General features: G+C 66.8%; 12 protein-coding genes. 9 read left to right on the top strand and 3 right to left on the bottom strand.

The features are described from left to right. Positions 1-1,212, top strand: a complete 1,212-nt coding sequence (locus KTJ87_RS08160) for a glycosyltransferase family protein (protein WP_267138600.1) — start codon at positions 1-3, stop codon at positions 1,210-1,212. 10 nt (positions 1,213-1,222) lie between these two features. Here KTJ87_RS08160 and KTJ87_RS08155 read toward each other — a convergent pair whose 3' ends face one another. Both KTJ87_RS08155 and KTJ87_RS08150 read right to left on the bottom strand, forming a co-directional pair. Further along, entirely contained in the window at positions 1,223-2,488 is a 1,266-nt protein-coding gene (locus KTJ87_RS08155; protein WP_267138599.1) for an SAM-dependent methyltransferase, read from the bottom strand. Positions 2,489-2,646: 158 nt separating this feature from the next. Further along, positions 2,647-3,120 carry an RrF2 family transcriptional regulator gene (locus KTJ87_RS08150; RefSeq protein WP_267138598.1) on the bottom strand — a complete coding sequence of 158 codons (474 nt, stop codon included), beginning with the start codon at positions 3,118-3,120 and terminating at the stop codon, positions 2,647-2,649. Positions 3,121-3,228: 108 nt separating this feature from the next. On the opposite strand from KTJ87_RS08150, the gene KTJ87_RS08145 reads away from it, so the two are divergent. From KTJ87_RS08145 to KTJ87_RS08115, 7 genes are all read left to right on the top strand, one after another. Then, a complete protein-coding gene (locus tag KTJ87_RS08145; protein WP_267138597.1) occupies positions 3,229-4,524 on the top strand; it encodes an acetylornithine deacetylase/succinyl-diaminopimelate desuccinylase family protein in 1,296 nt (431 codons plus the stop codon). Between the two features lie 55 nt (positions 4,525-4,579). Beyond that, on the top strand, positions 4,580-5,197 hold the full coding sequence (locus tag KTJ87_RS08140) for a hypothetical protein (protein ID WP_267138596.1): 618 nt from the start codon (positions 4,580-4,582) through the stop codon (positions 5,195-5,197). 79 nt (positions 5,198-5,276) lie between these two features. Continuing rightward, positions 5,277-6,749, top strand: coding sequence for an ABC transporter substrate-binding protein (locus KTJ87_RS08135; protein WP_267138595.1), 1,473 nt, complete (start codon positions 5,277-5,279; stop codon positions 6,747-6,749). Positions 6,750-6,999: 250 nt separating this feature from the next. Next, positions 7,000-7,527, top strand: a complete 528-nt coding sequence (locus KTJ87_RS08130) for a cytochrome b (protein ID WP_267138594.1) — start codon at positions 7,000-7,002, stop codon at positions 7,525-7,527. A gap of 27 nt (positions 7,528-7,554) precedes the next feature. Further along, positions 7,555-8,499 (top strand): ABC transporter permease, encoded by a 945-nt coding sequence (locus KTJ87_RS08125; protein WP_267138593.1) that lies wholly within the window; start codon positions 7,555-7,557, stop codon positions 8,497-8,499. Continuing rightward, complete coding sequence (locus KTJ87_RS08120; protein WP_267138592.1) at positions 8,496-9,314, top strand: ABC transporter permease; 819 nt, start codon at positions 8,496-8,498, stop codon at positions 9,312-9,314. Before KTJ87_RS08125 ends, KTJ87_RS08120 begins: the two co-directional genes overlap by 4 nt. Continuing rightward, positions 9,311-10,885 carry an ABC transporter ATP-binding protein gene (locus KTJ87_RS08115; protein ID WP_267138591.1) on the top strand — a complete coding sequence of 525 codons (1,575 nt, stop codon included), beginning with the start codon at positions 9,311-9,313 and terminating at the stop codon, positions 10,883-10,885. Before KTJ87_RS08120 ends, KTJ87_RS08115 begins: the two co-directional genes overlap by 4 nt. 7 nt (positions 10,886-10,892) lie before the next feature. On the opposite strand, the gene KTJ87_RS08110 is transcribed toward KTJ87_RS08115, so the two are convergent. Continuing rightward, complete coding sequence (locus tag KTJ87_RS08110) at positions 10,893-12,143, bottom strand: FAD-binding domain-containing protein (protein ID WP_267138590.1); 1,251 nt, start codon at positions 12,141-12,143, stop codon at positions 10,893-10,895. Between the two features lie 171 nt (positions 12,144-12,314). Between KTJ87_RS08110 and KTJ87_RS08105 the strand changes: the two genes are divergently transcribed. After that, positions 12,315-12,941: an ATP-dependent Clp protease proteolytic subunit gene (locus KTJ87_RS08105; protein ID WP_267138589.1), complete on the top strand. Its 627-nt coding sequence runs from the start codon at positions 12,315-12,317 to the stop codon at positions 12,939-12,941. Positions 12,942-13,045: the final 104 nt, after the last annotated feature.

Raw genomic sequence — 13,045 nt, 5'->3', positions numbered from 1 at the left:
TTGCGCCCGCAGCTTGTCATCACCGTGAACGGCCCTGGCGAGATTTCCGCCTGGCTCTATCCCGTCGCCCACGCGCTGAAACAGGCGCAGCCCGACCTTTGGATCGGCGTGTGCCTGCTGCCTTGCGTGTTCTCGAGCGGGGCAGAGACCGAGGTTCTGGCGGGGTTCGACACGGTGGATGCCGTCTGCTCGGTGAAGGAAAGCTATGGCATCATCCTGCGCAACCGCCGCCCCGAAGGCTTTGATCCCGCCGCGCCGACGCGGGTGCTGCATCTGGGCGGCGAGGTCGTGCTGTCGCTCCTGATCGCCAAACGCCTCGGCGCGCGGATCGACGCCTATTCCGAGGCGGTGCCGCAGTGGCGCGGGTTCTTCGACAGGGTGTTCTATTCGGGGCTTTATCCCGTGCCCGACACCGAGATCGCGCGGCGGTCTGAAGTCGTGGGCGAATTGATGGTCGATGCGTCCGACATGCGCCGCGTGACGGCTGCGCGCGACGCCGGTGTGACCACCATCGCGCTGTTCCCGGGATCGCGCGAATACATGTTCCGCCTGTTCATGCCCTTCCTTGCCCGGCTGGCCGACGAGATGAGCGCCGCCGACCCGTCGCTGCGCTGGGTCATGGCGCGGTCGGACTTCATCTCGGACGGGTTCCTGCACGACCTGCCGCCACCCGATCCGGCGCTTGAATGGCGCGCGAGCGCGGTGCGCCTTGTGCCGGGTGACGCGGGCCAGCTTGAGACCGAGGCGGGCACGCGGATCGAGGTGCTGACCAGTGCCGAGGCGATGGCGCGCGCGGATTTCGCGGTGTCGCTGCCGGGCACCAACACCGGCGAGATGGCCGCCAACGGCCTGCCAATGGTGGTGGTCCTGCCGACCTACAATGCCGCCGACGCGCCTTTGCCGGGGCTGGCGGGGCATATCGGGCGCATCCCGCTGATCGGCCGCCCGATCAAGGAACGTCTGGCGCTGCAATTCGTGAAGCGGTTTCCGATGCTGGCGATTCCCAGCCGCCGGGCCGGACGGCGCGTCGTGCCTGAACTGGCCGGGCGGATCACGCAAGGCGAGATCGCGGCCGAACTCAAGGCGTTGATGGCGGGCGACCGTGAAGCCAAGCGGGCCGAGGTTCGCGCGGCCATGGGGCAGGGCGGCGCCGCGTCCCGCATTGCCGGAGCGGTGCTGGAAAAGCTGGCCGCCCGGAAAGCGCTGAGCTGACGCGCGCGGATCACACCACCAGGTCGATACACTTTTCGCGCTCGATATACTCGCGCTGCTTGTCGGTGACGTAGTCGCGCACGATCGGGGCACCGTCGCGCTTGCGGGACAACTGCATGTGGAACACCATCTGGCTGCCGGTGCGGAACATCAATTCGGCGCTGATCAGGTAGAATTCCCACATCCGCGCGAAGCGTTCGTCGTACATTTCGACGACCGTCTCGCGGTTGGCCTCGAACCGGTCGCACCAATGGCGCAGCGTCAGCGCATAGTGCAGGCGCAGGACCTCAAGGTCGGTGCACCACAGGTTGTTGCGTTCCGTGACCTCGAACACCTCGGACAGGGCCGGGGAATAGGCACCGGGGAAGATGTACTTGCGATACCACGGGCTGGCGGTGCCGGGGGGGCTCATGTGGCCGATGGAATGAATCACCGCGACCCCGTCATCGGGCATCAGCGCGTTGATCTTCTGGAAGAATTCTTCGTAGTGGTGCACGCCTACGTGTTCGAACATGCCCACTGAAACGATGCGGTCGAAGTGTTCATCGAGGTCGCGGTAGTCCTTCAGCTCGAACCGCACCCGGTCGGCAAGCCCCATGTCCTGCGCCCGTTTGCTGGCGTGGGCCTGCTGTTCGGTGCTGAGCGTCACGCCCGTGACGTTCACGTCCTCAAGCTGCGCGAGATAGAGCGCGAGGTCGCCCCAGCCGCAACCGATGTCGAGCACCTTCATGCCCGGCCGCAGGTCCAGCTTGGCGGCCAGAAGCCGCAGCTTGTTGCGTTGCGCCTGTTCCAGCGTTTCGCCCGGGTCACGGAAATAGGCGCAGGAATACAGCATGTTGGCATCAAGGAAGAGCTTGTAGAACGCGTTGCCCAGATCGTAGTGATGCGCGACGTTGCGCTGCGCCTCGCCCTTGCGGTTCGACTGTTGAAGCTTTCGCGTCAGGAACTTGACGGCGTAGAACGCCTTTTGCAGCTTGATCTTGCCCAGCGAATACCGATTCGCCGAGAACAGCGTGAGGAAATCGCGGATCGTCGATCCGTCCTCCATCGTGATGCGCCCGTCCATATACGCCTCGCCCGCGTGCAGTTCGGGGTTCAGGACCAGTTGGCGATAGAGCTTGCGGTCGTGCAGCCGGATCGTCACCGGCTTGACCGTCTCGCCGTCGTTGGAGGTCGTGCCGGACCCCGCAAAGACATGCGGCTTGCCGTCCGCGTCCACGATGGTCAGTTGCCCCGTTTTCACGAAAGCGGTCATCATCCGGTCGAGTGGAAACACGCGGTGCCCTCCTTGTCGGCGGTGGTCCTGCACCCGGGGGCCGGTGGGCCGGGTCGGCGGCGCAGGATCATCATGGTCGCGAAGACGTTACAGGCTGCATCGTCGCCTTGAAAGCGCGGACGCTGCGCGGTCACGAAGGTGTCAGGCTTCGGGACGTCTCAGGCGGGAACCCCGGTGCAGACGGGCGCGGCGCCCTTGCGCGCGGCAAGACACAAGAGCGATTCAAGCTCTGCGTTGTCGACGATCAGGTCGGCCAGCGTGATCGTCTGAAGGCGGGCGTAGAACGCATCCAGCGCGTCCGACAGTGCCTCGCGCAGCATGCAGCACCCGGCCAGCGGGCAGGAATTGGCGTCGCCGAAGCATTCGGCAAAGGGCGCATCGCTTTCGAATTGGCGAAACACCGCGCCCACGCGGATTTCTTCGGGCGGCGCGCCAAGCGTGAACCCGCCCCGACGCCCGCGCACCGTGGACAGAAGGCCGCTGCGGGCAAGCTGCTGGATGACGATGGCCAGGTGGTTTTCGGACACGTTGCACACGCGGGCGACATCGGTCTTTCGCACCAGCCGCCCGGGGTTCATCGCGGCGGTCATCAGGGTCCGCATCGCAAGGTTGGTTCGCGTGGTCAGGCGCATCTGATCCTCCTCGTGTTGGACGGACCCTAAAGAAAGACGGCGCGCATCGCTTTGATCCTGATCAAGATGCGATTGCGGGGGCGGGGGCGTGCCCCTACGCTCGGGTCCATGACCGAGCCTTCCGCCCTCGACACCCTTCTGACCGCCGAGATCGACGCCCGCCGGGATGATCTGGTGCGCCTGACGCAAGACCTGATCCGCTTTCCCACGCTCAATCCGCCGGGCAAGGGATATCGCGAAATCTGCGAGTTTCTGGGCGAGCGTCTGGCGCGGTCGGGATTCGCCATCGAGTATGTCCGCGCCGCCGGCAGCCCCGGCGACAGCGACCGCTATCCGCGCTGGAACGTGGTGGCGCGGCGCGAGGGATCGGCGCCGGGCGAGTGCGTGCATTTCAACAGCCATACGGACGTGGTCGAGGTCGGGCATGGCTGGACGGTCGATCCCTTTGGCGGCGAGGCGAAGGACGGCCGCGTCTACGGGCGCGGCGCCTGCGACATGAAGGGCGGGTTGGCCGCCAGCATCGTTGCGGCGGAAGCCTTCCTTGCCGTCTGCCCGGATTTTTGCGGCGCCATCGAGATCAGCGGCACGGCGGACGAGGAATCGGGCGGCTATGGCGGTGTCGCGCATCTGGCAGAGCACGGCTATTTCGATCCCGCCCGCGTGCAGCACGTCATCATCCCCGAACCCCTGAACAAGGACCGCATATGCCTTGGCCATCGCGGCGTCTGGTGGGCCGAGATCGAGACGCACGGGCGTATCGCGCATGGCTCGATGCCGTTTCTCGGCGACAGCGCGATCCGCCACATGGGCGCGGTGCTGCACCAGATCGAGGAGGTGCTGTATCCCCGTCTTGCGCTGAAACGCACCGAGATGCCGGTGGTGCCCGAGGGCGCGCGTCAATCGACACTCAACATCAATTCCGTGCATGGCGGCGAGAGGGAACCCGAGGACGGATACGACGGCCTGCCCGCGCCTTGTGTCGCCGACCGCTGCCGCATCATCATCGACCGCCGCTACCTGATCGAGGAAGACCTGGCCGAAGTGAAGGCCGAGGTCGCCGCGATTCTCGACGGGCTGGCGGACACGCGCGCAGGTTTCAGCTACGAGATCCGCGATCTGTTCGAGGTTATCCCGTCGATGACCGACCGGGATGCGCCCATCGTTCGGACGGTGGCTGATGCCATCGGCCGGGTGCTGGGCCACGGGCCGGACTACGTCGTCTCGCCCGGCACCTACGACCAGAAGCATATCGACCGGATCGGACGGCTGAAGAACTGCATCGCCTATGGCCCCGGCATCCTCGACCTGGCGCACCAGCCCGACGAATGGGTCGGCATCGACGACATGGTGGACAGCTCCAAGGTCATGGCCCTGTCGCTAGCGGCGCTGCTGCCCCGGCGCTGAGGGGAACCGCCGCGCGGCACAGGGCATTGAGCCTCCGGATCGAGGAGGTTTCCCCATGTTCGAGTGGATCAGCGACCATTCGGCGACGCTGCAACTGGGCTCCAGCCTTGTGATGACGGCTGTGTGGGTGACCTACCTGCAGCTTCTGGTGCGCAGTTTCGGGCGCCAGCGCCGCACGATGATCCTGATCAATCGCGGCGCCGGGGTCGGGCTGAACTCGCGCTGTTTCGTGTCGAACCTGGGGTTCGAGCCGATCTATGTGCTGGACCTTCTGGTGACGCTGAACCTGACGGACGGAAGCGAGCACAAGACCTTCATCACCGACCGCAGCGAGCAGCGCGCCGAGGATTTCCGCACCCCGGCCGAGGCCACCAACCAGGGGCCGCTCAATTCCGGCGACTTCAGGGACATCGGCAGCTTCCGCGAGGTTCTGGACCGGGCCAACCAGTCGCTCGACCCGGTTGTCGATCCCGGCGACATCGACTGTGTGGACATCTGCGTGATCGCCACCGCCGCCTCGTCGCGCGGCATCGTCGCGGCGCACCGGGCCTATTCGGTATCGTTCGAGGTCGAGGGAGAGGGCGAGTTGCTGCCGGAAACCGTGACGGCAACGCAGATGCGCACGAAATGGTCGCGCCGCAAGATCCGCGCGCCGCTGCGCCGCCGCTACTGATCCGTGCGGAAGGGCTTGGAAACCGTAGCCCTGGTGTGCCTTACTGCAGGCGATCAACGCCTCAGGGAGGGTCAGGCCCATGTTCACCCGTATTTCCACTTCTGCCGCGGTGCTTGCGCTGATGGCGGGTTCTGCGCTGGCGCAGCAAACCGACATCACCATCGGCATGGTGCTGGAGCCGCCAAACCTCGATCCCACCGGCGGCGCCGCCGCGGCCATCGACGAGGTGGTCTATGCCAATGTGTTCGAGGGATTGACCCGCTACACCCAGGACGGCTCGATCGCGCCCGCGCTGGCGCAAAGCTGGGAAGTGAGCGAGGACGGCACGGTCTATACCTTCATGCTGCGGGACGGGGTAAGCTTTCATGACGGCAGCGCGATGACCGCCGAGGACGTGGTGTTCACGCTCGACCGCGCCCGCGCCGAGGATTCGACCAACGCCCAGAAGGCACTGTTCGCCGGGATCGAAACCGTCGAGGCAGTGGACGACAGCACCGTCCGCGTGACGCTGTCGGGGCCGGACGGCGCGTTTCCGGTCAAGATGGCTTGGGGCGACGCGGTGATCGTCGCGCCCGAAAGCGCCGAGACGAACGCCACCAACCCCGTCGGCACCGGGCCGTTCCGGTTCTCGGACTGGGTGCAGGGCGACAGGGTCGAGCTGGTGCGCAACGACGACTATTGGGGCGAGCCCGCCGCACTGACCGAGGCGACCTTCAAGTTCATCGCCGACCCCACCGCCGCCTTCGCGGCGATGATGGCAGAAGACGTCGACGCTTTCCCGAACTTCCCCGCGCCAGAGACGATGGCGCAGTTCGAGACCGACGCGCGCTTCAAGCTGATCCTCGGCTCGACCGAGGGCGAGACGATCCTGTCGATGAACAACAAGACCGACACGCTGTCGGACATCCGCGTGCGGCAAGCCATTTCCCATGCGATCAACCGGCAGGACATCATCGACGGCGCGATGTTCGGCTTCGGCACGCCCATCGGCACCCATTTTGCGCCGCACCATCCCGATTATGTCGATCTGACCGGGCAGTCGGCCTATGACCCCGAAAGGGCGGTGCAACTGCTGGAAGAGGCAGGTGCGAGCGATCTGACGCTGTCGCTGAAACTGCCGCCGCCCACCTACGCGCGGCGCGGCGGCGAGATCATCGCGGCGCAGTTGCGCGAGGTCGGCATCGACACCGAGATCGAGAACCTCGAATGGGCGCAATGGCTGGAAACCGTGTTTCGCGGCAAGGACTTCGACCTGACCATCGTCAGCCACACCGAACCGCTGGACATCAACATCTACGCGCGGCCTGAGTATTACTTCCAGTACGACAACCCCGAGTTCCAGGCGCTGATGGCGGATATCGAGGCCGAGACGGACGCGGCCGCCCGCTCGGAGATGTACCGGCAAGCGCAGCGGACCATCGCGGACGACTACGTGAACGGCTACCTGTTCCAGCTGGCCAAGACCGGCGTTGCCAACGCGAGGATCGAAGGGATGTGGGAGAACGCGCCGACGCAGGCGAACGACCTGACCGGGGTGCGCTGGACCGAGTGAGGTCGCGGTCCCGGCTTGAAGGAGAACGCCGGGCCCGGCCTGTCCGGCGTTCTTCGTGCGGGGGGTGATCCAGCGGAGCGCGCTGGCGCGCGCAAGACTTTTTTCTCGCTTCGGTCGCTGACGCTCCCTGCGCTCGGGCCGCCTTCGGCGGGTGAGTATTTGTGGGACCAAAGATGATGCGGGGGGGAGGCCTGCGAAACCGATCGCGCACGCGTTTCGTATATGGGGCATGGTCCAGTTGATCCCTCGCATGTCCCGGCGCAGCTATCTCAAGGCGCTGCACTGGACGACCGTGCCGTTCTTCGTCTGGTTCCTGCTGGTGCAGCCCGAGGACGTGAGCGCGCTTGGCGCCTGGGCGGTGCGGATGCATTCGGTGTTCGGGCTGATCTTCGTCACGCTCGCGCTGGTCTGGACCGGCGATTACCTGTGGCGCGGGCTGGTCGGCAGGCCGGGGCCCAAGCTGCCGGGTTGGGCGCGGCGCGTGCACTGGTGGCTGCACCGGGTCATCGTCTGGGGGCTGTTCGGGGTGGCGTTGACGGGGTTTCTCTTGGGGCTGACCTCGGCCCGGCTGCTGATGGCGGGGGGCATCGTGCCGATCGCGCCGCCGCTGGGTCTGCCGCGCGCCAACGAGATCGCGGGGATCGTGCATTCGGTGGAGTTCTACGGGCTTGCGGTGATCGTCGCGGGCCATGCCGCGTTTCACATCTGGCGCCATGTCCGTCTGCGGGACAACGCGCTGCGGATCATGGTGCCGCGTGCCTTCTACCGCTTTCTCTGAGGCCGCAGACGTCCTAACGTCCGGCCCATGGCCCGTTTCATCGCATCGCGTCTTGTCTCGCTGATCCTGTCGCTTGTTGTCGCAAGCGTGGCGATCTTCGTGGTGATCGAGCTGGTGCCGGGTGATCCAGCGGGGTTCATGCTGGGGCTGAACGCCACGCCCGAGGCCATTGCCGCCCTGCGCGCCGAGATGGGCCTCACGGACGGGCCGCTGGCGCGGTACCTGACCTGGACCGGAGGCATGCTGACCGGCGATTTCGGCACCTCGTATACCTACAAGGTGCCGGTGGCCGATCTGGTGGCGGCGCGGCTTTGGGTGTCGCTGCCGCTGACCGCCTATGCGCTGGCACTGTCGACGCTGATCGCGGTGCCGGTGGGGCTGCTGGCGGCCTCGCGGCGCGGCAGGCCGGCGGATTTCGCGGTGATGGGGGCGACACAGCTTGGCATCGCGGTGCCGAATTTCTGGTTCGCGATGCTGCTGGTGCTGGTCTTCGCGATCACCTGGCGGGTGTTCCCCTCGGGCGGGTTCCCGGGCTGGGAGGACGGGCTGTGGCCGGGACTGCGGGCGCTGACGCTGCCCGCCGTGGCGCTGGCCTTGCCGCAAGCGTCGATCCTGGCGCGGGTGATGCGGTCGGCCCTGATCGAGACTTTGGGGCAAGACTACATCAGGACCGCCCGTGCCAAGGGGCTGAGCCAGGGCCAGTCGGTGCGGCGCCACGCCCTTCGCAACGCGCTGATCCCGGTGATGACGATCCTGGGGCTCCAATTCTCGTTCCTGCTGGCGGGGGCGATCATCATCGAGAACGTGTTCTTCCTGCCGGGGCTGGGGCGGCTGATCTTTCAGGGCATCACCCAGCGCGACCTGATCGTCGTGGAATCGGTGGTGATGCTGCTGGTCTTTGCGGTGATCCTTGTGACCTTCCTTGTCGACGTCGCCTATGCGCTGGTCGACCCGAGGCTGCGCCGCGCATGAGGTGGCCGCTGTCGCTGATCGTCGGGCTTGCGCTGTCGGGCGTCTTTGCCGCCGCAGCGCTGGTGTCGTTTGTCTGGACGCCCTGGCCGGTCGAGGGGATCTCGGTCGCTTCGCGGCTGCAGACGCCATCGCTGTCGCATTGGCTGGGAACCGACCACCTGGGCCGCGACATCCTGTCGATGATCATGGTGGGCGCGCGCACCTCGATTGCGGTTGCCGTCGTGGCGGTGGGCGTCGGCATGGTGCTTGGCGTGCCGCTGGGGCTGCTTGCCGCGGCGGTGCGGGGGTCGTGGCTGGACGATCTGGTGATGCGCGGCAACGACCTGATCTTTGCCTTTCCGTCGCTGGTGATCGCGATCCTGATTACCGCCGTGTTCGGGCCATCTGCGGTGAACGCGATCCTTGCCATCGGTATCTTCAACACGCCGGTGTTCGCGCGGGTGACGCGGGGGGCGGCGCTGTCGCTCTGGACGCTTGACTATGTGCGCGCGGCGCGGGTGGCGGGCAAGGGCCGGGCGCGAATCTCGGCCGAGCATGTCCTGCCCAACATCGCGAACCTTCTGATCGTGCAGGGCACCATCCAGTTCTCGCTGGGCATCCTCGCCGAGGCGGCGCTGTCCTATGTGGGGTTGGGCGCACAGCCGCCGCTGCCAAGCTGGGGGCGGATGCTGGCCGACAGCCAGACGATGATTTCCTTCGCGCCGCATCTGGCGGTGTTTCCGGGTCTGGCCATCGTGCTGACGGTGCTGGGCCTGAACCTGATGGGCGACGGGTTGCGCGATCTTCTGGACCCCCGGCTGAGGCGGGCGCGATGAGCGGGCTGGATGTAGGCGGGCTGTCGGTGACGATCCACGGCACTGCGGTGCTGACGGACGTGTCGTTCAAGATGGCGCCGGGCGAGATCCTGGGGCTGGTCGGAGAAAGCGGGTCGGGCAAGTCGATGACGGCGCTGGCGCTGATGGGGCTGTTGCCGCGCGGGGCCGAGGTGGACGGGCGCGCCGTGCTTGGCAAGACGGACCTTCTGTCGCTGGACGAGCGGGCGATGTGCCGGGTGCGCGGGCGTGAGATCGGGATGATCTTTCAGGAACCGATGACGGCGCTGAACCCGCTTCAGACCATCGGCGCGCAGGTGGCAGAGGCGCTGGCGATCCACGGTGGCGGGGCGCGCGGCGCGGGCGAGTTGCTGGCGCGGGTCGGGCTCGACCCGGACCGCATCGGCCCCGGGCGTTATCCGCACGAGTTGTCGGGCGGGCAGCGCCAGCGGGTGGCCATCGCCATCGCCATCGCGCTGTCGCCGCGCCTGCTGGTCGCGGACGAGCCGACGACGGCGCTCGATGTCACGTCTCAGGCGGAAATCCTCGATCTGCTTTGCGATCTGGTGCGCGACGAGGGGATGGGCCTGTTGCTTATCACCCATGATCTTGCGGTCGTGGCCGGGATCGCGGACCGCGTGGCCGTGATGCAGGAGGGGCGCATCGTCGAGGCGGGGGCGACCGAGGCGGTGTTCCGCACCCGCAGCCATCCCTACACCCGCGCGCTGTTCGCGGCGTCGAGCCATGTGCCGAAACGGATCGCGGCGCCGTCCGGCGTGCCGGTCCTGACGGTGGACGGCGTGCGGCGGCATTATCCCGGGCCGCGCAAGGGGCTTTTGCGGCGCGGCGCGCCGGTGCGGGCGGTGGACGGCGTATCGCTGGGCGTGGGGCGCGGCGAAAGCGTCGGGCTGGTGGGCGAATCGGGGTGCGGAAAGTCCACTCTGACGCGGGCGATCCTTGGCCTTGATGCGCTGGACGCAGGCCAGGTCGCGCTGTGCGGGGACGCGGTCATGCCGCCCGTTCCGGGCGAGGTGCGGCGCAGGATGCAGGTGGTGTTCCAGGACCCGTTCGGCAGTTTTGATCCACGTTGGCGCGTCGACCGGCTGGTGGCCGAGCCGTTTCATCTGACCGGGTATCCCGAGGATTGGCGCGACAAGGTCGCTCATGCGCTGGTGGCCGTCGGGCTGAAACCGCGCGACATGGAGAAATACATCCACGAGTTTTCCGGCGGGCAGAGGCAGCGCATCGCCATCGCCCGCGCCATCGTGATCCGGCCAGACCTCGTGATCCTGGACGAGGCTGTCAGCGCGCTCGATGTTCGGGTGCGGGCGCAAATTCTGGATCTTCTGGCGGACCTGCAGGGGGAATTCGGCCTGAGCTACCTGTTCATCAGCCATGATCTGTCGGTCGTGCGCTCGATCACCGACCGGGTGCTGGTGATGCAGGCGGGCCGCATCGTCGAGGCAGGGCCGACCGAGCGCGTGCTTGCCGCGCCCGAGCATCCCTACACCCGGCGGCTGGTCGCAGCGGTGCCGGTGATCCCGGCGGGCTGGATCACGCCGCAAAGCGCGTGAGCTGCGGTCACGCCGCGGCGCCTTTGTGCAAGGCGGCGGTGAGGTCGGGAATACGATCCTTGAAACGAAAAAAACCGTGCGTGGCGTGGGGCCAGGCGCGGGCATCCTCGGCCCGGATGGGCCGGACAAGGCGGATGCCCTGTTCGGCCAAAGCGGTCTTCAGCCCGGCAGCGAGGTCCGCGGAGGGACCGACCGGCGGGTAGGGCATCACCACCTGTGCCAGCCCGGCGCGCTCGGCCCAATCCGCGATCTGCTGCGCGGCCTCGGTCCCCTCGAACACACCGCCGCAGGGTCCCGCACGGCCAGCGATGCGGCCCAGCGCATCCTCGGTGGCGGCGCGGGTGAAGGCATGGACATGGGGCGCCACGGCCAGCGGGCTGCGGGCGCCTGCGGACAGAAGGACGGCGTGTGCGACCGGCGACAACCCGGCGTCCAGAAGCGTCCCGGGCGACAGGTCGTCCTCGGTCAGCACAAGGCCCGTGGCAGCGTCCTGCGTCCAGGGTTCGCTTTGCGGCGGCGGGCCGCGCGGCGGATTGGCGGGGCCGTCAACCGGCGCGGCATGCTCCGCAAGCTGCCCCGCCGGATCGAACCGCCCTCCGGTGTAGCGCGCGATGTTCCCGGCCGTGGCCAGATAGGTCTTGCCGGGTGTCTGCAGCCCCGCCACCCAGCGCCAACCAAGGGTGTTCGACGCCGGATCGCCGTCCAGCAGATGCCGCAGGAAGAAATCCGCGCCGAGCTCCCACGGCAGGCGCAGCGTGAAGATCCAGATCGAGGCGAACCACATCCGCGCGTGGTTGTGCAGATAGCCCGTCGCCGACAGTTCCCGCGCCCAGTGGTCGAAACACTCAATGCCGGTGTCGCCGGTGCAGGCCGCCTGCCATCCGGCGCGCAGCCCCGCCTCGGTCTGCACCCGGTCAAGGCCCCGCCGGACCCCTTCGCGGTAGGCCGTCCAGACCGAAGGACGCTGCTCCAGCCAGCCTTTCCAGTAGGTGCGCCAGAACACCTCTTGCAGGAATTTTTCTGCGGCTTGCGGAGACTGGTGCTGCAACACCGAACGGACAACGTCTCCTTCGGTCACAAGGCGGTGGCGGATGTAGGGCGACAGCCGCGACACATCCGCGTGACCGGGCAGGTCGTGATTGCGGCGCTCGGCATAGGCGCGCCCCCCTTTCGGAACGAACCCGGCCAGCCGGGCCAGCCCGTCCGCGCGCGTTGGTGGAAACAGATCCAGCGGCGCTGGGAACGGGGTTTCGGTCATGCCGAAAGGATATGGCGCGGCGCTTGCGCATCAACCCTATCGCAACGAATGAGGGCCACAGTTCACGCCAGAATTCGCGCCAGAATTTGGGCGGGCCAATCTTGCAGCCTCCTGCTGCGGTAACTAAGACTCAACAGGCGACAGAATTTCCCAAGCACCACGAGGCAGGCGATGCAGGATCCCAACGAAATCTACATGAACACGCTCGTGCCCATGGTGGTCGAACAGACCAGCCGCGGCGAGCGCGCATATGACATCTTTTCGCGCCTCCTGAAGGAGCGGATCATCTTCGTGTCCGGCCCGGTGCATGACGGCATGTCGTCGCTGATCGTGGCGCAGCTTCTGCACCTCGAGGCGGAAAACCCGTCCAAGGAAATCTCGATGTACATCAACTCGCCCGGCGGGTCGGTGATCGCGGGGATGAGCATCTACGACACCATGCAGTACATCAAACCGGCGGTGTCGACGCTGGTGTGCGGACTTGCGGCGTCGATGGGATCGGTGATCGCGCTTGGCGGGACCAAGGGAATGCGGTTCTCGCTGCCCAACTCCGAATTCCTTGTGCACCAGCCCTCGGGCGGAAGCCAGGGCACCGCAGAAGACATCCTGATCCAGTCGCGCCACATCGAGGCGACGCGCGAGCGGTTTTACCGGCTCTACATGCGGCACACCGGACAGGACTACGAGACGGTGCAGCAGGCGCTGGACCGCGACAAGTGGATGACCCCCGAAGAAGCCAAGGAGTGGGGTCATATCGACGAAATCGTCGAGAATCGCGTCACGCCGACCGAAGCCTAAGGCTCGCGCGGGTGTGAGCCGGGGCAGGGCGATTTTCACGTTGTGCCTCCCCGGCGGCTGACCTACGCTTCTGCGACAGGCATAAGACTTAGCTATGGTGCGCG

The sequence above is a fragment of the Anianabacter salinae genome (assembly GCF_019061145.1).
GTDB classification, from domain to species: domain Bacteria; phylum Pseudomonadota; class Alphaproteobacteria; order Rhodobacterales; family Rhodobacteraceae; genus Anianibacter; species Anianibacter salinarum.
Note: the sequence above shows the minus strand (reverse complement) of the source record. Positions and strands in the feature narration are given on the sequence as shown.